Source organism: Nocardia sp. NPDC004573 (assembly GCF_053602135.1).
Genome location: NZ_JBSGDA010000019.1, coordinates 61,795 through 84,093, shown reverse-complemented (window position 1 = coordinate 84,093; position 22,299 = coordinate 61,795). Strand labels below are relative to the sequence as shown.

The following is a 22,299-nucleotide window of genomic DNA, read 5'->3' as shown; positions in this document are numbered from 1 at the left end:
CCTCGCCGCCGATCCTGGCCCGCACGTGCGCGCCGCGCTTGCTCGCGACGGCCGGACGCGGGCGGTCGGTCGGCAGTTCGAGTTCGCCGGGCAACTCGCGTAGTGTTTCGGCCCAGTACGAAAGCTGTTGCGCGGCAGTAGCATTCAGATCGTCGCGCTGCCAGAGGGCGTAGTCGGCGTACTGGGCGGTGAGAGCGGGCCACACCGGCTCCGTGCCGAGGACGCGGGAGAGGTAGGCCGTCAGCAGGTCGCGCAGCAGCGGGCCCATCGAGTAACCGTCGGCCGCGATGTGGTGCACCACCGCGACCAGCACGTGACTGGTGGCGTGCTCGCGCAGCAGCGCCGCGCGCACGGGGACCTCCGCGGTGACGTCGAACCCGGCGCCGAGGAGTTCGGCGATCCGGTCGGCGGCGGCGCGGCCGTCGAGCGCTTCGACCGTCAGGGGCGCGGCGTCGTTCGCGGGCAGGATCACCTGGTGGCCCGCGCCGGTCTCGTCGGCCGGATACACCGTGCGCAAGCTCTCGTGCCGCGCGACGACATCGGTGAACGCGGCGGCCAAGGCGTCGGCGTCCAGCCTGCCCTCGACGCGGACGGCGACCGGGATGTTGTGGGCGGGCGACGCCGGATCGAGCCGGTTGAGGAACCACATGCCGCGCTGGACCGGCGCCAGCGGAATCCGTTCCGGGCGTGGCCCCGCCACCAGCGGCACCGCCTGCTCGCTCGCGGCGGTGTCCGCGGCGAGCAGTCCGGCGAGGCCGAGCACCGTCGGCGCCTCGAACAGCAACCGCACCGGCACCCGGCGGCCGAGCCGCTCGCCGACCCGGGCCAGTACCCGGGTGGCGTTGAGCGAGTTGCCACCCAGCGCGAAGAAGTGGTCGTCGAGGCCGATCGGCGCGGCGCCCAGCACTGCCGCGAAGGCGTCGGCCACCAGACGTTCGGCGGGCGCGACCGGTGCACGATAGGCGACCCGGTCGGAAACCGGTTCCGGCAATGCTCCGCGGTCCAGCTTTCCGGAGGCGTTGAGCGGGAAGACGTCCAGTGTGACCAGCACCGAAGGAAGCATGTACGACGGCAGCGCGGCCGCGGCGGCGCGCAGCACCTCGGTATCCGCGAGCACAGCGCCCGGCTCCGCGGTGACGTAGCCGACCAGATGGTCGTCGCCGATGACGGTGGTGACCACCTGGGCCGCCGCCTGGGCCACCCCCGGTGCGGCCGCGAGCGCGGCCTCGATCTCGCCGAGTTCGACGCGCTGGCCGCGGAACTTGACCTGGAAGTCGGTGCGGCTTAGGTAGATCAGTTCGGCCGCGCCGCCGCCGGCGTCCCAGCGCACCAGGTCACCGGTGCGGTACATCCGCTCCCCCGGCACCCCGAACGGGTTGGCCACGAAACGATCCGCCGTGAGATCGGGCCTGCCGTGGTAGCCGCGCGCGAGCTGCGCACCCGCGAGATACAGCTCGCCCGCGACGCCGGGCAGCGTCGGGCGCAACCGCGAATCCAGCACGTAGACCCGGCTGTTCCAGACCGGGTTGCCGATCGGCAGCACGGCACGGTCGCGCTCGCCGGTGACCTCCCGGTGGGTGATGCTCACCGCCGCTTCGGTCGGGCCGTACAGGTTGTGCACCCGCGCGGCGCTCACCGCGCCGAATGCTCGCACGGTCTCGGCAGGCAGCGCCTCCCCGATCACGAAGACGGTGTGCAGCGACTCGAGCGCCGCACCGCGCCCCGCGGCCGTGACGTGCCCGGCGAAGACGCTCAGCATCGAGGGCACGAAATCGGTGAGCGTGACCCGCCGTTCGGCGATCACCCGGGTGAGGTAGCCCGGGTCGCGATGCTCGTCCGGTGCGGCGAGCACGAGCGTGGCGCCGACGCGCAGCGGCAGGAAATAGCCCCACAGCGACACGTCGAACGTGGTGGCGGTCTTCTGCAGGTACACGTCCTCGGCAGTGAGGCCGTAGCGCGACTGCATCCAGGTCATCTGGTTGACGATCGCGGCGTGCGACACGCCGACGCCCTTGGGTTTTCCGGTGGAGCCGCTGGTGAAGATCACGTAGGCCGGGCTGCCCGGGTGGATCGGCGCACGGCGCTCGTCGACCGCGATCGGGTCGTCGGAGTAGGCGTCCAGCGCGACGGCGTCAACCAGGACGGTGGGCGTGGATTCGCCCATATCGATCCGATCGGCGGAGGTGGTGAGCACGGCCACCGGGCGCGCGGTGTCGAGGAGGTGGGCGATGCGCTGTGCGGGGTGGTCCGGGTCGATCGGCACATACGCGCCGCCCGCTTTCAGCACCGCGTACATCGCGACCGCCAGCTCCGGTGAGCGCCGGATCGCCACCGCCACCAGAGTTTCGGGACCCACGCCCGCCGCGATCAGGTAGCGGGCCAGCCGGTTGGCGCGCCGGTCCAGCTCGCCGTAGGTCACGGTGATCGGGGGCGTCGCGTCGCCGGGCACGAACACCAGCGCCGGCTCGGCGGGCGTCGCGGCGGCCTGCGCCTCGAATTCGTCCAGCAGCAGTTCATCGGCCAGTGCGGTGTGCGCGGAATCGTTCCACTCGGTGACCACGCGATGCAGTTCGCCCGTGCCGAACAGATCGATGTCGCCGACCACCTGTTCCGGATCGGCGGTGACCGCGGCGAGCAGGCGGGCGAAGCGGTCGCCGAAGGTTTCGACGGTGGCGGCGTCGAACAGGTCGGTGGCGTAGGTCCAGCGCAGCCCGGCGCCGGTGACGGTGAGCTGGAGGTCGAACGGCGTGGTCTCGTAGTCCAGTTCGTGCTCCGCCACGGTGACACCGGCCATGTCCAGGGTGACCGGCGCGAGATTCTGGAAGAACAGCGCGATCTGGAACAGCGGGTGGCGGGCCTGGGAGCGCGGCGGGTCGAGCACCTCGACGAGGCGCTCGAACGGCACGTCGGCGTGGGCGAAGGCGTCCAGGTCGTGCTCGCGCACCCGGCGCAACACGGCGGCGAAGGTGTCCGAACCGGGAACCCGCGCACGCAGCACGAGGGTGTTGACGAACATGCCGACCAGGTCGTCCAGCGCCGCGTCGCCGCGGCCCGCGACGGGCGCGCCGATCGCGATGTCGGCCGTGCCGGACAGCCTGGCCAGCAAGGTGGCCAGCGCGGCGTGCACCACCATGAACGGGGTGGCCTCGTAGCGCGCGGCTACGGCGGCGATGCCGGGGCCGATCCCTTCCGGCAACGTCGTGGTGGTGCTCGCCGCCGCGTGCGAGGCGATCGCGGGGCGCGGCCGGTCGGCGGGCAGGTCCAGCTGGGCGGGCAGCGCGTGCAACGTCTCCCGCCAGTACGCCAGCTGGCGCGCGGCGACCGATTCCGGGTCGTGCTCGGCGCCGAGCACCTCGCGCTGCCAGAGCGTGTAGTCGGCGTACTGCAGGTCGAGCTCGGTCCAGACCGGGGCGGTGCGCGTCGCGCGGGCCGCGTAGGCGGCGGCGAGGTCGCGGGCCAGCGGGCCCATGGAGAAGCCGTCGGCCGCGATGTGGTGCACCACCAAGGCCAGCAGGTGATCGCGATCGGACCGGGTCACCAGGCCGATGCGCAGCGGTACCTCGGCGGTCAGGTCGAACGGGGCCGCGACGAATTCCCGCAGCGCGCTCGCGGATTCCAGCACCTCGACCACCGGAACCCGGCCGATGTCGAGCACGCGCTGGTAGCCGATGCCCTCGTGGTCGGGATACACGGTGCGCAGGGTCTCGTGCCTGCCGACCACATCGCCGACGGCGGCGGCGAGGGTGTCCGGGTCCAGGTAGCCGGTGAGGCGGACCACCACCGCGATGTTGTGCACGGTCGTAGTGGGATCGAAGCGGTGCAGGAACCACATGCGCTGCTGGGCGGGCGAGAGCGGGATGCGCTCCGGGCGCGGCCGCGGCGCGAGCGCGGGTTTGCCGCCGGTGCCCGCGAGCCGCTCGGCCCGCGCGGCCAGCGCGGCCGCGGTCGGCGCCTCGAACAGCAGCCGCACCGGGATCTCGGCGTCCAGTTCGGCACCGAGCCGGGCGGCGACCTGGGTCGCGAGCGACGAGTTGCCGCCGAGGGCGAAGAAGTCGTCGTCCGCACCGACGCGCTCGACGCCGAGCAGCGCCGCGACGATCCGCGCGACCCTCGCCTCGGTGCGGGTGGCGGGAGCCCGGTAGCCGACGGCCGCGAACTCCGGCGCGGGTAGGGCGGAGCGATCCAGCTTGCCCGACGCGTTGACCGGGAACCGCTCGAGCGGGACGAACGCGGTGGGCACCATGTAAGCGGGCAATTCGGTGCTCAGCGCGGCGCGCACGTCCTCGACGTCGATCTCGTGGCGACTCGCCGGGACGAGATAGGCGACGAGCTGATCGCCCGACCGCTCGTCCGAGCGGACCAGCACCACCGCCTGCGCGACCGCGTCCAGCGCCAGCAGCGCCGCCTCGATCTCGGCGGGCTCGATGCGCAGACCGCGCAGCTTCACCTGGAAGTCCGTGCGCCCCAGATACCGCAGCTCACCGTCGGGCCGCCAGGCCACGAGGTCGCCCGTGCGGTACATGCGCGCCCCGGCGGGCCCGAACGGGCCGGCGACGAAGCGGTCCGCGGTCAGCTCGGGGCGAGCGACATACCCCTGGGCCAGCTGCGCGCCCGCCAGGTACAGCTCGCCCGGTACTCCCACGGGCACCGGCCGCATCCGGGCGTCCAGCACCAGCAGGCGGGTGTTGGCCACCGGCCTGCCGATCGGCACGGACTCCACGTCCGCATCGGTCACCTCGTGATAGGTGACATCGACAGCGGCCTCGGTAGGGCCGTACAGGTTGTGCACCCGCGCTCCGATCACCTCTCGCGCCCGCTGCGCGGTAACCGCGGGCAATGCCTCGCCCGATGCGAAGACGTTGCGCAGCGTAATGCACTCCCCCGTGTGTGCCTCGGCCAAGAAAACACCCAGCATGGCGGGTACGAAGTGCACCGTGGTGACACGTTGCCCCGCGATCAGCCGGGCCAGATACCGGGGGTCGCGATGTCCATCTGGACGTGCGACCACCAAGCGCGCGCCGAATGCCAACGGCCAGAAAAGCTCCCAGACGGAAACGTCGAAGGTGGCCGGGGTCTTCTGCAGCACCACGTCGTCCGTGGCCAGCGGATACGCCGACTGCATACAGGTGAGCCGATTCACAATCGCCGCATGGGTGACCGCGACTCCCTTCGGACGGCCGGTCGACCCCGAGGTGAAGATCACATACGCGGTGTGGCCGGGGGCAGGCGAACCGAGCCGGTCCAGGGCGGTCAACGGAGTGGCGGCGTAGCCGGCCAAGTCGAGCCGGTCGACGCGAACCTGCCGCGCCGCGCCCGCGTCCAGATCCGCACCCGAGGTGAGCACGCACACCGGCCGGACCGTCGACAAGACGTACTCCAGCCGCTCGGCCGGATGGTCGGGGTCGAGCGGGACGTACGCGCCGCCCGCGAGGGTGACCGCGTAGATGCCGACCACCAGCTCCAGCGACCGCCGCATGCCGAGCGCGACCGGCGCGTCCGGGCCGACGCCCTGCCCGCACAGCCAGCGCGCCAGCCGCCGCGCCCGTCCGGCGAATTCGGCATAGGACAAAGTGCGTCCCTCGACGGTGACCGCGGGCGCGTCCGGGGTCTTGGCCACCTGCGCCTCGAACAGCGAGATCAGCGTGGCCGCCGGGTCGATGGGGACGGCGGTGTCGTTCCACCGGTCGAGCACCAGCGCTCGCTCCGCGTCGTCCAGGAGCTCGAGGTCGCCGACCCGCGCCGACGGATCGGACACCACGGCCCGCAGCACGCGCACGAACCGAGCGCCGAACGTCTCGACGGTGGCCCGGTCGAACAGGTCGGTGGCGTAGCGCAGCACGCCGCGCAGCGCGTAATCGGTCTCCGCGCGATACTCGGTCAGCTCCACGGCCAGGTCGAACTGGGCGACGCGGTTGTCCAGCGGGTAGACCGACACGGTGAGGCCGGGCAGGCGCAGCACGGTGTCGTCGTGCTGCTCGAAGGTGAGCAGCGTCTGCACGATGGGCGAATGCGCCTGCGAGCGGACGGGGTTCAGCTCCTCGACCAAAAGCTCGAACGGCAGGTCGGCGTGGGAGAAGGCGCGCACGTCGACCTCGCGCACGCGGCCGAGCAGTCCGGCGAAGGACGCCTCCGGCGCGATCGGCGTGCGCAGCACGAGGGTGTTGACGAACATGCCGACCACGTCGTCCAGCGCTTGCTCGCCGCGGCCCGCGACCGGCGTGCCGATGGCGACGTCGTCCACTCCGGTGAGCCGGGCCAGCAGCGCGGCGTAAGCGGCATGCAGCACCATGAACATCGAGACGCCGCGCCGCCGAGCGAGATCGGCGATGGCGCCGGTGAGGTCGGCGGGAACCGCGAATTCGACGGTGGCTCCGCGTCCGGAGGCCACCGCGGGGCGGGAACGGTCGGCGGGCAGCTCCAGCACCGGCGCGAGTCCGTCGAGTTCGGCGCGCCAGTAGGCGATCTGGCGCGACAGCGGCGAGTCCGGATCGTTCGCGGAACCCAGCGTCGCGCGCTGCCAGAGGGTGAAGTCCGCGTACTGCACCGGCAGCGGCCGCCACGACGGCGCCTGCCCGGCGGCGCGCGCGGTGTAGGCCGTCATCAGGTCGCGGGCCAGCGGCGCGGTGGAGACGCCGTCGGCGGCGATGTGGTGGATCACCACGGCGAGCACGTGGTCCTCCGGCGCGACGCGGAACAGACTCGCCCGCAACGGAATATCGGTGCGCAGATCGAAGCTGCCCGCGACCGCCGCCAGCACCGCGGCACGCAGTTCCGGCTCGGGCACGTCGATCGGAGCCAGGGGCGGTTCCGGCACGTCGGTCTCGGCCAGCACCACCTGGGTGGGGCCTTCGGCATCCGCAGGGAAGACGGTGCGCAGCGATTCGTGCCGATGGATCACGTCGCGCACGGCCGCCCGCAACGCCGCCGCGTCCAGTGCGCCGGTGAGCCGGATGGTGATCGGGATGTGGTACACCGGCGAGTCCGGATCCAGCCGGTGCAGCAGCCACATCCGGGTCTGCGCCGGCGACAACGGGATTCGCGCCGGACGCGGCGCCGGGGCGAGCGCGGGCCGAGCGACGTCGGGCGGCTCCGCCCCCGCGATGCGCAGGGCGAGCCCGGCCACGGTCGGCGCCTCGAACACCTCACGCACGGTCAGCGCGCAGCCGAAGGCGGCGTCGACCCGGGCGACCAGCCGCATGGCCAGCAGCGAATTGCCGCCGCGGGCGAAGAAGTCGTCGTCCGCACCGATCCGCGCCGCGCCGGTCAAGTCGGCGATCAACGTGGCGAGCACCGCCTCGGTCCCCTCCCGCGGCGCGCGGAATTCCGCGGCCGCGCCGGGGAGCGCGACGGCGGGCAGCGCCGCGCGATCGAGCTTGCCCACGGTGGTCAGCGGCATCTCGTCGAGCACGACGACGTGGGCGGGCACCATGTAGGCGGGCAACTGGGCACGCGCCGCGCTGAGCACTGCCGAAGGCGTCAGGCCCGCTCCGGTGACGTAGCCGACCAGGCATTCTCCTCCCGCGTGGTCGCGGGCCACCAGCACGGCCGCGCTGGTCACGCCCGGCGCGGCGGCGAGGACGGCCTCGATCTCGCCCAGCTCGATCCGCTGGCCACGCAGTTCGACCTGGGAATCGTTGCGGCCCAGATACACCAGATTGCCGTCGCGATTCCAGCGCACCAGATCACCGGTCCGGTACATGGAGCGGCCGGGCACGCCGAAGGGGTCGGCGACGAACCGCTCGGCGGTCAGCGCGGGACGGGCGTGATAGCCGCGCGCCAGCTGATCGCCCGCGAGATACAGCTCGCCCGTAACGCCGATCGGCACCGGGCGCAGCCGGGGGTCAAGCACATAGGCCCTGGTGTTCCAGCACGGGCGGCCGATGGCCACGTCCCGCCCGGGTGCGGCGTCGCCGTCGGTGAATTCGTGATAGACCGCCGAGATCGCCGCCTCGGTCGGGCCGTAGGCGTTGTGCACCGCGCCGTCGACGCTGCCGCGCAGCGCGGCGAGCAGGTCGGGCGTGATCGCCTCGCCGCCGCAGTGCAGGTGCCGGAACGAGCGCAGCGCGTCGCCCATGCCCTCGCCGATCAGCGCCGCCGGCACCGAGGGCACGTACTCGGCGATGGTGATCCGGTGCTCGCGCAGCAGACCCGCGAAATAGGCCAGGTCCAGATGCCCGCCGGGACGGGCGATCACCAGCGGCGCGCCGACGGCGATCGGCAGGAAGCACTCCCACACCGACACGTCGAAGGTCAGCGGCGCGCGTTGCAGGATGCGGTCGGACGCGGTGACCTCGTAGCGGGACTCCAGCCACCGCAACTGGTTCATGATCGCGCGGTGGCTGACGGCCACGCCCTTCGGACGTCCGGTGGAGCCGGAGGTGAACAGCACGTAGGCGGTGTTGTCCGGCCGCAGCGCGGCGCGGCGCTCGGCATCGGTGACCGGTCCGTCGGCGATGCCGTCGAGATCGAGCTCGGCGAGGTCGAGCACCGGCACACCGGGCGGGACGGGCGGCGTCGCTCCGCCCGCGGTCAGCATCAGCCGTGGCGCGGCATCGGCGAGGACCTGGGCCAGGCGCTCGGCCGGGTGCGCCGGATCGATCGGCAGATACGCCGCGCCCGCACGCACGATCGCGTACATCGCCACGAGCATGTCGATCGAGCGTGCCGCCGCCAGCCCGACGATGTCCTCCGGGCCCGCACCCGCGTCGATCAGCCTGCGAGCCAGCCGGTTCACCCGGGAGGCGAACTCGGCGTAGGTCACCGCCGTGTCCTCGTAACGCACGCCGACGCGGTCCGGGCTCGCCGCGACGCGGGCGGTGAGCAGGTCGTCCAGCGTCTCGGCCGGCAGCGCGTGCGCGGTGGCGTTGCGGTCCGACAGCAGCAGGCCGCGTTCGGTCACCGACATCAGTTCGACCGCGCCCACCTCGGTGCGGGCGTCGCGCACCATGGCGCGCAGCACGCGTTCGAAGGCGGCGAGGAACCCGGACACGGTCGGCTCGTCGAACAGATCGAGGGCGTAATGCAGGTGCACGTCGATGCCGTCCGGCGCGCCGTCGGTGGTGTAGCGGTCGGTCAGCGTCCAGTCCAGGTCGAGCTGGATCGGCGCCGCGCCGACCTCGAGCGCGGCGATGGCCAGCCGATGCAGCCGGAATTCCGGCGCGGCCTGATTCTGCAAAGTCAGCGCGACCTGGTACAGCGGGGCGTGCGCCTGCGAGCGGACCGGGTTCAGCACCTCGACCAATTGCTCGAACGGCACCGCGGCGTGATCGAAGGCGGCCAGGTCCGCGTCCCGCACGGAGGTCAGCAGTTCGGCCAGGGTCGCGTCCGGGCGAACCTCGGTGCGCAGCACCAACGTGTTGACGAACATGCCGACCAATTCGTCCAGCGCTTCCTCGCCGCGACCGGCGACCGGTGCGCCGAGCACCACGTCCCGGTCCGCGCCGTAGCGGCTCAGGAGCACGGCGAGTGCGGTGTGCAGCACCATGAACGGCGTCGCCCGGTGCGCGGCGGCGAGCTCGCGGATCTGCTCGTGCAGGTCGGCGTCCAACCGGCCGGTCAGCGCGGCGCCGCGGTTGGTGGCGACCGCGGGCCGGGGCCGGTCGGACGGGAGCGTCAGCACCTGGGGCAACCCGGCCAGCCGATCGGTCCAGTAGGCCAGCTGCCGCGACAGCACCGAAGCCGGGTCATCGGCGGAGCCGAGCGCGGCGCGCTGCCAGATGGCGAAGTCGGCGTACTGCACCGGCAGCGATCCCGGCGCGGGCGCCATGCCCGCGCACCGCGCGACGTACGCGTTGGCCAGGTCCCGGGTCAGCGGTGCGAAAGACCAGCCGTCGGCGGCGATGTGGTGCACGACGAACAACAGGATGTGTTCCCGCGGCCCGCCCGGCCGCTCGTCGTCCTCGACGCGCAGCAAGCGGACGCGCAGCGGCACCTCGGCGGTCACGTCGAATCCGGCGCGCGCCGCGGCGGCGACCAGTTCGGGCACTTGCGTCACGGGCACCGGCCGTGCCACCAGCTCGACCAGTTTCGTCCCGGCGGGCAGCACCAGCTGGGTCGCTTCGCCGTCGTGCTCGGGGTAGATCGTGCGCAGCGTTTGGTGCCGGGCGATCACGTCGGCGATCGCCGCCTCCAGGGCGGGCACGTTCAGCGCGCCGGTGAGGCGCAGCGCGAACGAGATGTTGTACGCGCCGCTGGCGGTGTCGAAACGGTTCAGGAACCACATGCGCTGCTGGGCGATCGACAGCGGGATCGGCTCGCCGCGCTCCTGCGGCGTGAGCGGCGGCAACGCGACGGGTCCGGTCGCGGCCGGGCCGTCGACGGTGAGCCGCCGCGCCAGTCCGCGCACCGTGGGCGCGTCGAAGATCGTGCGCACCGCCACCTCGGCGCCGGTGGCTTTGCCCAGCCGCGCGGCGAGCTGGGTGGCGCTGAGCGAGTTGCCGCCGAGGGCGAAGAAATCGTCCTCGGCGCCGACCTCGGTCACCCCTAGCAAGGCCGTGAACGTCTCGGCGACCAGCTTCTCCGCCTCCCCCTGGGGAGCCTCGAACACCGCCGGAGCGATCGCGGGCGCGGGCAGCGCCGATCGGTCCAGCTTCCCGGACGCGTTCACCGGGAACCGGTCCAGCACCACGAACGCCTGCGGCACCATGTAGCCGGGCAGCCGCTCGGCCACCGCGTCGCGTACCGCGGCGATCTCCACCGGCGCGTCCGCCACCAGGTAGGCGACCAGGTGCTCCCCCGCGCCGCGATCGTCGCGGACCACGACGGCGGCCTGGGCGACCGCGGGCGTCGCGAGCAGCACCGACTCGATCTCGCCGAGTTCGATGCGCAACCCGCGGAGTTTGACCTGGAAGTCGGTGCGGCCCAAGTATTCCAGCTCGCCCGTGCGGGTCCACCGCACCAGGTCGCCGGTGCGGTACATTCGTTCGCCGGGCGGGCCGAAGGGGTCGGCGACGAACCGGTCTGCGGTGAGGTCGGGGCGGCCCAGATAGCCGCGCGCCAGTTGCGCGCCCGCGAGATACAGCTCGCCCGGCACACCCTCCGGCACCGGCCGCAGCCGCGCGTCGAGCACGTAGGTCCGGGTGTTCCAGATCGGCTTGCCCATGGGCACGGTCTCGAAGTCGGTGTCGCACACCGTATGGAAGGTCACTTCCACGGCGGCCTCGGTGGGCCCGTAGCCGTTGTGCACGCGCGCCCCGGTGAGTTCGCGCATCCGCTGGGCGACGCCGACGGGCAGCGCCTCACCGGAGCAGAAGACTTCCCGCAGTGCGGGCACGTCGTACTCGCCCGCGAGGAAGACGGCCAGCATGGACGGCACGAAGTGCGCCGCGGTGACGCCTTCGGCGCGGATCAGGCGGGCCAGGTACGCCGGATCCCGATGACCGTCCGGCCGCGCCAGCACCATGCGCGCGCCGACCTGCAACGGCCAGAAGAACTCCGGCACCGACACGTCGAAAGTGGCGGGCGTCTTCTGCAACAGCACATCCCCCGGCCCGAGCGCGACGTGCGCGGACTGCATCCAGCGCAGCCGGTTGACGATGCCGCGGTGACTCATCGCCACGCCTTTGGGCGCGCCGGTGGAGCCGGAGGTGAACAGCACGTAGGCGGTGTTCGCCGGGCGCAGCGGCGCGCGCCGGTCGGCGTCGGTGAGCGGGGTGTCCGGGTAGCCGGACAGGTCCAGCCGATCGATCCGCGTCTCGGGCAGACCGCAGTGCAGGTCCGCGCCCGCGGTCAGCACGCATACCGGCGCTGCCGTGGCGAGGATGTGGGCGGTGCGCTCGGCCGGGTGGTCCGGATCGATCGGCAGGTAGCCGCCGCCCGCGGCGACGACCGCGTACATGCCCACCACCAGATCGACGGACCGGCGCATGCCCAGCGCCACCAGCGTTTCCGGGCCGACGCCACGACTGACGAGCCACCGTGCCAGCCGGTTGACCCGGCCGGCGAGTTCGGCATAGCTCAGCGTCGCGGACGGAGTGCCGGGCGACGGTCGGGCCGGGGCCGTCGAGAGACTATCGGGTGCCGTGGCGAGGCGCGCCGCAAGCTGGTCGGCCGCGGCCTGCGGCGGTCTCGTCGCCTCGAAGGTGACCGCGGGCGCGTCCGGCGTGCGTTCGACTTGCGCGGCGAACAACGAAGCGAGCGTGTCCGATTCGGCGACCGGGTGCGCGGTGGCGTTCCATTCCCCCAGCATCCGCCCGCGTTCGGCGTCGGACAGCAGCTCGATGTCACCGATCCGCGTCCCGGGATCCACCGCCGCGGCGACGAGCATCCGCCGGAAGCGGTCGGCGTACGACTCGGCCGTCGCGGGGTCGAACAGATCGGTGGCGTAGCGCAAGGTGGCCGACAGTCCCGCCGATCCCGGCCGCTCCGCCACCACCAGGTGCAGATCGAATTTCGCCCCGTCATCGGGGATTTCGACCGGACGCACCGACAACCACGGCACCTCCACGGCCTTCCCGTCCAAGGCGGGCGTCGCGGTCTCGAAGCTGAACATCACCTGGAACAGCGGGTGCGCACCGGCGGAGCGATCCACCGCCATGGCGTCCACCAGCCGCTCGAACGGCAGATCGGCGTTCGCGAACGCGGCCAGGTCGGCGTCGCGCACCTCGCTCAGCAGAGTGGCGAACGAGGCGTCGGCGGCGACTCGCGTGCGTAGGGCGAGGGTGTTGACGAACATGCCGACGAGGGGGTCGAGCGCCCGTTCGCCGCGTCCGCCGACCGGCGAGCCGATCACGATGTCGGCGCTGCCGCTCATCCTGGCCAAGGTGGCGGCGAAGGCCGCGTGCAGCGTCATGAACAGCGTCGCGCCGGTGCGCCGGGCCAGCGCGCGCAGGCCCGCGGACACCTCGGGCTCGATCACGAAGTCGACGGCGGCTCCTTCGTGCGACGCGACGGCGGGGCGCGGCCGATCGGCCGGGAGCGGCAGCTGCGCGGGGGCGCCGTCCAGTACGGCGCGCCAGAAGCGCAGTTGCCGGTAGGCGAGGTCACCCGGGACGTCCTCCGCGCCGAGCAGCTCCCGGTGCCACAGGCTGTAGTCGGCGTACTGCACCGGCAGCGGCTCCCAGTCCGGCCGTCGGCCGGTCAGGCGGGCGAGGTAGGCGCGGACCAGATCGGTGACCAGCGGCGCCATCGAGAGAGCGTCGGCGGCGATGTGGTGCACGACGAAGACCAGCACGTATTCGTCGCCGGTGACGCCGCGCGCCTCGTCCACCCGGTCGACCGACAGCAAAGCGACCCGGCACGGCAACTCGTCGGTCACGTCGAATCCGGCGCGGACGATCCCGGCCACGGCGTCCCGCACCGCGCGTCGGTCGATCGGTACCGGATGCAGGCTCAGCCCGATGTCGGCGGCGGCGAGCACGGATTGGCAAGGGCCGCTGTCGGTGTCGGGATATGTGGTGCGCAGTGTCTCGTGCCGGGCCAGCACGTCGAGCACTGCGCGCTCCAAGGCGGTCACGTCGAGGCGGCCGGTCAGCCACAGCACGATCGGCAGGTTGTAGACGCTGTCGGCGCCGTCCTGGGTCTCGACGCGATTGAGGAACCACAGCCGCTGCTGCGCGGGCGAGAGCGGCACCCGCGCGGGCCGCTTCCGGCGGACCAGCGGGAGCCGCTCGGCCCCCGCCGCGCCGAGCCCCTCGACCGCGGCGGCGAAGCCCTCCACCGTGGGTGCGTCGAACAGCGCGCGCACCGGCACGCGCACCCCCGCGGCCTCGCCCGTGCGGGCGGTGACCTGGGTGGCGTCGAGGGAACTGCCGCCGAGGGCGAAGAAGTCGTCGTCCAGCCCGACCCGCTCGGCCCGCAGCACCTCCGCGAAGACCGCCGCGACCAGCCGTTGCGCGGCGCGCACGGGCGGACGGAAGCGCTCGGCCGCGAGCTCGGGGACCGGCAGGGCCGCGCGGTCCAGCTTGCCGCTGGTGTTCCGGGGGAATTCGGGCAGCTCCACTACCGCCGTGGGCACCATGTAAGCGGGAAGGCGCTGCGCCACGTACGCTTTCACCGAGCCGGGATCGATAGTCGAGCCGGGCGCGGCGATCACGTAGCCCTCCAGGAACTCCCCCGCCGGTCCGGAGACCAGCCGCGCCGCGGCCTGGCCCACCTCGGGCGCCGCCAGCAGTGCCGCCTCGATCTCGGCGAGCTCGATGCGCTGACCGCGGAACTTCACCTGGAAATCGGTGCGGCCCAGGTAGACCAGTTCGCCGTCGCGGCTCCACCGCACCAGGTCACCGGTGCGGTACATGCGAGCGCCCGGCGCGCCGAACGGGTTGGCGACAAAACGGTCGGCCGTCAGGTCGACGCGACCGTGATAGCCGCGCGCCAGCTGCGCGCCCGCCAGGTACAGCTCGCCGGGCACGCCGATCGGCGCGGGCCGCAACCGGCCGTCCAGCACGTAGACCTGCGCATTCCACTCCGGCTCGCCGATCGGGACGTACGGTGCGTCCACCTCGGTGACCGCACGGTTGGTGATGGACACCGCCGCCTCGGTCGGGCCGTAGAGGTTGTGCAGGCCCGCGTCGCACACCTGCCGGAACGCGGCGACCGTCGCCGGCGGCAGCGGCTCGCCGATGACGAAAACCTCGCGCAGCGAGTCGAGTTCGCCCGGTTGCGCGTGCGCGGCGAACGCCGCGAGCATCGACGGCACGAAGTCGGTGAGCGTCACGCCCTCGCGGGCGATTGTTTCGGCGAGGTAGCGCGGATCGCGATGCCCGTCCGGCGCCGCCAGCACCAGGGTGGCGCCCGCCCGCAGCGGCAGGAAGTAGCCCCACAGCGAGACGTCGAAGGTGCTCGCGGTCTTCTGCAGATACACGTCGCCGGGGCGCGGACGGTATTCCGCGTGCATCCAGGCCAGCTGGTTGGCGATGGCCTGGTGGCTCACCGCCACGCCCTTCGGCTTGCCGGTGGACCCGGAGGTGAAGATCACGTAGGCGGGATGCGATGGGTGCAGCGCGCCGTGGCGCTCGCGGTCGCCGATCTTGCCCGAGGGATACGCGGACAGATCGAGTTCGTCCAGGTGGTAGACCGGCGCGGATGCGTTGCCCGCAGCGAATTCGGCCGCCCTGCTGGTCAGGATCGCGTGCGGTCGCGCGGTGTCGAGAACGTGACCCGTGCGTTCGGCCGGATGCTCCGGATCCACCGGAACGTACGCGCCACCCGCCCGCGCCACCGCGTACATGGCCACGACCAGCTCGACCGAACGCGGCAAGGCCAGCACGACCAGCGCTTCCGGGCCGACCCCGATCCCGATCAGCATCCTGGCCAGCCGGTCGGCCCGGTCGGACAGTTCGGCGTAGCTCGACCGCTCGGTGCCGGCGATGAGCGCCACGGCATCCGGGGTGCGGCGTACCTGCGCGTCGAATCCCTCGTGCAGGAAGCGGTCCGGCACTCGGTGCCCGCTGGCGTTCCAGCTCGCGGTGAGGTAGTCCAGTTCCCCCGCGTCGAGCAGCGGAAGGTCCCCGACCGGCACGTCCGGGTCGTCCACCGCCGCACGCAGCAGCCGGACGAACTTCGCCGCGAATTCGCGCACCGTCGACGCGTCGAACAGGTCGGTGGCGTAGGTGAATTCGGCGCGATAGCCGTCGGCGGCGTCGGAGACCGTGAGCTGGAGATCGAACTTCGCGAAGCCGGGATCGACATCGACCGGCTCGGTGTCCAGACCGGGCATGGCCGGCGCGATCGGTCCGATGTTCTGCATGAACAGCGCGACCTGGAACAGCGGATGCCGAGCGGCCGACCGGGCCGGGTTCAGCGCCTCCACCAGTTGCTCGAACGGGAGGTCGGCGTGCGCGAACGCGCGCAGGTCGCGGTCGGCGGCATGCGCGACCAGGTCGGCGAAGCCGCGCGCGGCGTCCACTTCGGTGCGCAGCACGAGCGTGTTGACGAACATGCCGACCAGATCGTCCAGGGCGGCCTCGCCGCGGCCCGCGATCGGCGTGCCGATCGCGATGTCGACGGTCCCCGACAACCGCGCCAGCAGGGCCGCCAGGGCCGCGTGCAGCACCATGAACGGCGTGGCGCGAACGCGCGCCGCGAACGCCGCCACGTCGGCGCGCAGGGCGGGGTCGAGGGCGAACTCGTGGGTGGCGCCCCGGAACGAGGCCGCGGCCGGACGGGGTCGATCGGCGGGCAGATCCAGTTGCGCGGGCAATTCGGCCAATTCGTTTCGCCAGAAGGCGAGTTGGCGCGCGGCCAGGGAATCGGCGTCGGTCTCCACGCCGAGCACCCGCTGCTGCCACAGCGCGTAGTCCGCGTACTGCACCGGCAGGGGGGCCCATTCCGGGGCCCGGCCCTCGCGGCGCGCGGCGTAGGCGGTGGCCAAGTCGCGCATCAGCGGACCGAGCGAGAAACCGTCGGCCGCGATGTGGTGGACGACGAGCACCAGCGTGTGGTCCTCGGGCCCGCAGCGCAGCAGGCGCACCCGAACCGGGATCTCCTCGGCGACGTCGAAACCCTGGCTCGCCGCCCTACGGATCGCCGCGCCCAGCCGGTCTTCCGGCACATCGACGGGCGTCAGGTCGAACACCGCGTGCACCCGCCGCACCGATTGCGCGGGTCCGGCGGCCGTCTGGGGGTACACGGTGCGCAGCACTTCGTGCCTGGCCACCAGATCGGTGATCGCCGCCGACAGCGCGGCCACCTCCAGCGGGCCGCGCAGGCGCAGCGCCACCGGAATGTTGTCCACAGCGGCCGCGCCGAGGTCGCGGGCCTGCTCGGCGTCGGCGTCGAACCGATTGAGGAACCACATGCGCCGCTGCGCGGGTGAGAGCGGCACGTGGTCCGGGCGTGGACCGGCCACCAGCTGCGGGCGCGGCGCGACCGGGCGCGCCGGCGCGGCCACCGCGGCCACGGTCGGGCGGTCGAAGAAGTCGCGCACGTCCACGGTCGCGCCGAGGGCGGCGGCTATCCGGGCGAGAGCACGGGTGGCGAGCAGCGAATTGCCGCCGAGCGCGAAGAAATCGTCATCGGCGCCCACGCGCGCCACGCCGAGCAGCTCGGCGAAAACAGCGGCCACCGCCGTTTCCGCCTCGGTTTCCGGCGCGCGAAACACTGGTGCGCCGGAGCCGAATTCGGGTTCCGGCAGCGCCCGGCGATCCAGCTTGCCGTTGGCGTTCAGCGGCAGCGCGTCCAGCGGGACGAGCAGCGCGGGGACCATGTACTCGGGCAGCTCGCGCCGGAGGCGGTCGAGCACCTCGGCGACATTTATCGAGTCGCCGACGACGTAGCCCACCAGGTGATCGCCGTTCGCCCGCCGGTGCAGCGCCGCCGCCGCCCGGGTCACCCGCGGGTGCCGCAGCAGTGCGGTCTCGACCTCACCGAGTTCGATCCGCAGGCCGCGCAGTTTCACCTGGAAGTCGGTGCGGCCCAGGTATTCCAGTTCGTCCGGTCCGCCCTCCACCCCAGGGGTCCAGCGCACCAGGTCACCGGTGCGATACATCCGTTCCCCCGCCGGGCCTTCCGGATCGGCCACGAACCGCTCGGCGGTCAGGCCGGGCCGTGCGACATAGCCGCGGGCCAACTGCACGCCCGCCAGGTACAACTCGCCGACCACCCCGCGCGCGACCGGGCGCAAACTGTCGTCCAGTACCAGCAGCTCGGTGTCGTCGGCGGCCACGCCGATCGGGACCGCGGCCACGTCCGCGCCGGTCACCTCGTGCGCGGTCACGTCGACCGCGGCCTCGGTGGGCCCGTACAGGTTGTGCAACGTCGCGCCGCAGATGTCGCGGAAGGCCGCGGCGGTGGCGGCGGGCAGCGCCTCGCCCGAGGCGAAGACCAACCGCAGCGAATCCACCGCGGCCGCCCGCGGCTCGGCGACGAAGACGGCGAGCATGGACGGCACGAAATGCGCCACCGTGACGCCGCGCTCCCCGATCAGCCGCGCCAAGTACGCCGGGTCCCGATGACCGTCCGGCTCCGCGACGACCAGGCGCGCGCCGACCTGCAACGGCCAGAAGAACTCCCACACCGACACGTCGAAGGTGAACGGCGTCTTCTGCACCACCGCGTCGTCGGCGCGCAGCCGGTACATCCGCTGCCGCCAGCGCAGGTTCGCCACGATCGCGCGATGCGACACGGCGACGCCCTTCGGCCGGCCGGTGGAGCCGGAGGTGAAGATCACGTAGGCGGTGTGATCGGCCGAGCGGGCGACCGTGGGCGCGTCCGCGGTGGGCGGGCTCGCGAATTCGTCGATCCGCAGCGTGGCGACCGCAGGCCCGAAGCCGGGCTCGTCGGACGTGGTGGTCAGCACGACCACCGGCGCGGCGACCGCGAGCACATAAGCGATGCGGTCGGCCGGATGGTCCGGATCGATCGGCAGGTACGCGCCGCCCGCCTTGAGGATCGCGTACATGCCGACCACCAGGTCGATCGAGCGGCGGACGGCCAGACCCACCGGCCTGTCCGGCCGGACGCCGAGTCCGACCAGGTGGTGGGCCAGCGCGTTGACGCGGCCGTCGAATTCGGCGTAGGTCAGGGTGGCCCCCGCGTAGTCGAGCGCGATCGCGTCCGGGGTGCGCCGCACCTGCTCCTCGAACACGCTCACCAGCGTCTCCACCGGCACGGCGGCGACGGGGGCGGCCGGCGCGGCCGCGAGCGCATCGTCGAGCAGCGCGTCCAGCACCGCGCCGAGCGCGCCGTCACCGGAGTCGAGCAGCGCGGGCAGCCGCCCGGACACCACCACCGGGACCAGCGCGTCCGCGCCCATGACGGCGGACAGAGCCGCGATGTCCGCGGCCAGTTCCGCGTAGGTGACGGTCTGCTCCCCGTGGCGCAGCGCCACCCGCTGCGGCTCCCGTCCGGCGACGGTCGCGACGAGGCCGGGCAGGTCGTCGATGCCGTAGCCGCGGCGCACGGCGTCTGCGTGGGTCATCAGCGGTTTCCTTCCGAATCGAGGGCCGCCGCCGGGTCGGCGAGCACCGCCTCCGCGGCGGCGGGCAAGGTCCGCAGCAAGGCCGCGAGGCCGTTGCCGCCGAGCACCGCGACCGCGCCCGGCGTGCGTCGCATCTGTGCCTCGACGGCGGTGAGCAGCGTCTCCGCCGGGTCCTGGACGCCGACGGGAGCCTGCCCTGCCGTAAGAGCGCGCGCTCGCCCGTCGTGGTCGAGCAGGGGCAGATCGCGCACCGCGATCCCGGGATCGGCGGTGATGGCGTCCAGGAAGCCGATCAGCGCACCGGCGTAGCCCGCGACGGTGGCCGAGTCGAACAGATCCGTGGCGTAAGTGAATTCGGCGGGAACCCCCGCCGGTGCCGAACCTTCCCCGAGTCCGGCGCCGGCGGAGTTCTCGGTGACCGTGAGCTGGAGATCGAGCTTGGTCACTCCGGTCTCCAGGGTACTGGTGGCGACCGACAGTTCGGGCAGTTCGACGGCGATTGCCTCGGCGTTGTCGAAGGCGAGCAGCACTTGGAACAACGGATGGCGGGCCTGCGAGCGCGGCGGATCCAGCGCCGCGACCACCTGCTCGAACGGCAGCGCGGCGTGGCCGAAGGCGGCGAGATCCCGCTCGCGCACGTGGGCGAGCAGCTCGGTGAACGGCGCGGCGGCGTCCACCCGGGTGCGCAGGGCCAGGGTGTTGACGAACATGCCGATGAGTTCGTCGAGCGCGCGGTCGCCCCGGCCCGCGACCGGGGTACCGATCACGATGTCCGCGCTGCCGGACAGGCGCGACAACAGCGCGGCCAGTGCGGCGTGCGTCAGCATGAAGATCGAAACGCCCTGTGCACGGGCGAGTTGGCCCATGCGCGAGATCACTTCGCCGGGCAGCTCGAAGCCGAATGTCGCGCCCCGGCCGGAGGCGACCGCCGGGCGGGGCCGGTCGGCGGGCAGGTCGAGCTGGTCGGGCGCGCCCGCCAGCGCTCCGGTCCAGAACGACAGTTGGGCGGCGGCGAACGGATCGCTCGCGGAGCCGAGCAGTTCGAGCTGCCAGAGGCTGTAGTCGGCGTACTGGACCGGCAGCGGGGCCCACGCGGGCGCGACACCGCCGCGACGCGCCCCGTAGGCGGTCATCACGTCGCGGGCGAGCACCCGCAGCGACAACCCGTCGGCGGCGATGTGGTGCAGGACGAGAGCCAAGGCGTGGCTGCCGTCGTCCACCGCGAAGATCCGGGCCCGGATCGGGATCTCGCGCTCCAGGTCGAAGCCGCGCGCGGCGAACGCGCGCAGACACGCGCCGAGCTCGTCGGCGGCGATCGCCTCCGGTGCGCCTGCCACCTCGGCCACCGACAGCACGACCTGCTGTGCGGCCGGGCCGCCGCGGTCGCCGGGCGGCAGCGCGGGGAAGATCGTGCGCAGCACCTCGTGCCGGATGACCACGTCCGCGAGCGCCTGACGCAGGGCCGTCGCGTCCACCACGCCGCGCAGCCGCACCACGAACGGCATGTTGTAGTTCGCGCCGGAGCGCTCGAACCGGTTGAGGAACCAGATGCGCTGCTGCGCCGGGGAAAGCGGAACCAGCGGCGGCCGTGGCCGTGCCCGCAGCTGCGCGACCAAGGACGCGCCGCCGGATCCACCGGCCCGCTCGACGACTCCGGCGAGTTCGGCCACCGTGCAGGCGGCGAACACGTCGCGGACCCCGAGCGGGCAGTTCAGGTCGGCGGACAGCCGGGCGGCGACCTGCGTGGCCACCAGACTGTTTCCGCCGAGTGCGAAGAAGTCGTCGTTACGACCGACCTGCTCGTTACCGAGCACTTCGCCGAACACCCGCGCGACCGCCCGCTCCACCGCGTCCACCCGGGCCAGCACGGCCTCGATCTCGCCGAGTTCGATGCGCAGGCCACGCAGCTCGCCCTGGAAATCGGTGCGTCCGAGGTACTCCAGTTCGCCGTGTGTGGTCCAGCGCACGAGGTCACCGGTGCGATACATCCGGTCTCCCGCCCGTGCGGGCCCGTTCGGTCCGCCGAACGGGTCGGCCACGAAACGCGCCGCGGTCAGGTCCGGGCGCGCGACATAGCCCCGGGCGAGCTGTACCCCCGACAGATACAGCTCACCCGGCGCCCCGACCGGCACCGGCCGCAGCCGCGAATCGAGGACGTAGAGCCGGGTGTTGAACACCGGCGCGCCGATCGGCACCGAGAGGGTATCGGTGTCGGTGACTTCGTGAAAGGTGACGTCGACCGCTGCTTCCGTCGGACCATACAGATTGTGCAGGCGAACGCCGGTCAGGACGCGCAGCCGCTGGGCGAGCGCGGCGGGCAGCGCCTCCCCGGAGGCGAACACCGTGCGCAGCGGCGTACGGAGCACGGCGTCCTGATCGGCGAGGAACGACTCGAGCATCGACGGCACGAAGTGCGCTGTGGTGACTCGGTATTCGTCGATGACGCGGCGCAGATAAGCGGGATCGCGGTGCCCGTCCGGCTGGGCGAGCACCAGCGTCGCGCCGATCTGCGGCGGCCAGAAGAATGCCCACACCGACACGTCGAACGTGGCCGGGGTCTTCTGCAGCACAACGTCTTCCGTGGATAGTCGAAAGGTCTGCTGCATCCACACCAGCCGGTTCACGATGGCGCGGTGGGTGATCGCGACGCCCTTGGGCAGACCGGTCGATCCGGAGGTGAAGATCACATACGCAGGATGCTCCGGCCGCAGGGCCGCGACGCGTTCCCGGTCCCAGATCGGCCCCGCTGCGACCGTCCCGTCGGCCTGGTCCACCCGCACCGCGGGCAGACCCGACAGCTCCTGCGGCTGGTCGGGCCCAACGGTCAGCACGCAGGCCGGGCGGGCCGTGGCCAGGATGTGCGCGGTGCGCTCCGGCGGATGGTCCGGATCCAGCGGCAGGTAGGCGCCGCCCGCCGCGAGCACCGCGTACATGGCGATCACCAATTCCGGCGACCGCGGCAGGCGCAGCGCGACCAGTGTCTCGGGTCCGACGCCGAGCGCGATCAGCCGCCGGGCGAGCCGGTTGCTGCGCGCGGCGAGTTCACCGTAGGTCAGGTCCGGCGCGCTCGCGTCGGCGCGCATCCAGGCGTGCGCGGCCGCCACCGGGTCCCCCTGGTCGCGCAGGTCGATCAGCGGGATGTCGACGGACAGCCCGGAGTCGACGCACTGGTGCGGGACGCCGCCGGATTCCCCGAGCCGCACCGGCACCGACTCGTACTCGCGCGCCGCCTCGACCGAGACTTCCTGCAGCAGCGCGGCGTTCAGCTCGCCGCGCACGTCCACGTACTGGGCGACATTGATCGGCACGTCCGGCTGGAGCAGCTGCGCGTACCAGACGCCGAGTTGCGCGGGCGCCAGGGCGAACGGCTCGGGTGCGTCCTGGGAGGGCTGTGCGGAACGCTGCGGCAACGCGCTGAACCCACCCAACTCCGTATCGTGCAC

Annotated in this window: 2 protein-coding genes (1 of these 2 only partly in view); both read right to left on the bottom strand. The window is 72.7% G+C overall.

Translation table 11 applies throughout. The features are described 5' to 3' along the window. On the bottom strand, positions 1-18,856 hold the 5' portion of the coding sequence (locus tag ACWEKR_RS25835) for a non-ribosomal peptide synthase/polyketide synthase (RefSeq protein ID WP_452356658.1). Its footprint begins 6,440 nt before the window's first position; only the first 18,856 of its 25,296 coding nucleotides appear in the window; its start codon is at positions 18,854-18,856; its stop codon lies beyond the left edge, outside the window. Beyond that, positions 18,856-22,299, bottom strand: coding sequence for an amino acid adenylation domain-containing protein (locus ACWEKR_RS25830; protein ID WP_452356657.1), 3,444 nt, complete (start codon positions 22,297-22,299; stop codon positions 18,856-18,858). The genes ACWEKR_RS25835 and ACWEKR_RS25830 overlap by 1 nt, the downstream gene beginning before the upstream one ends.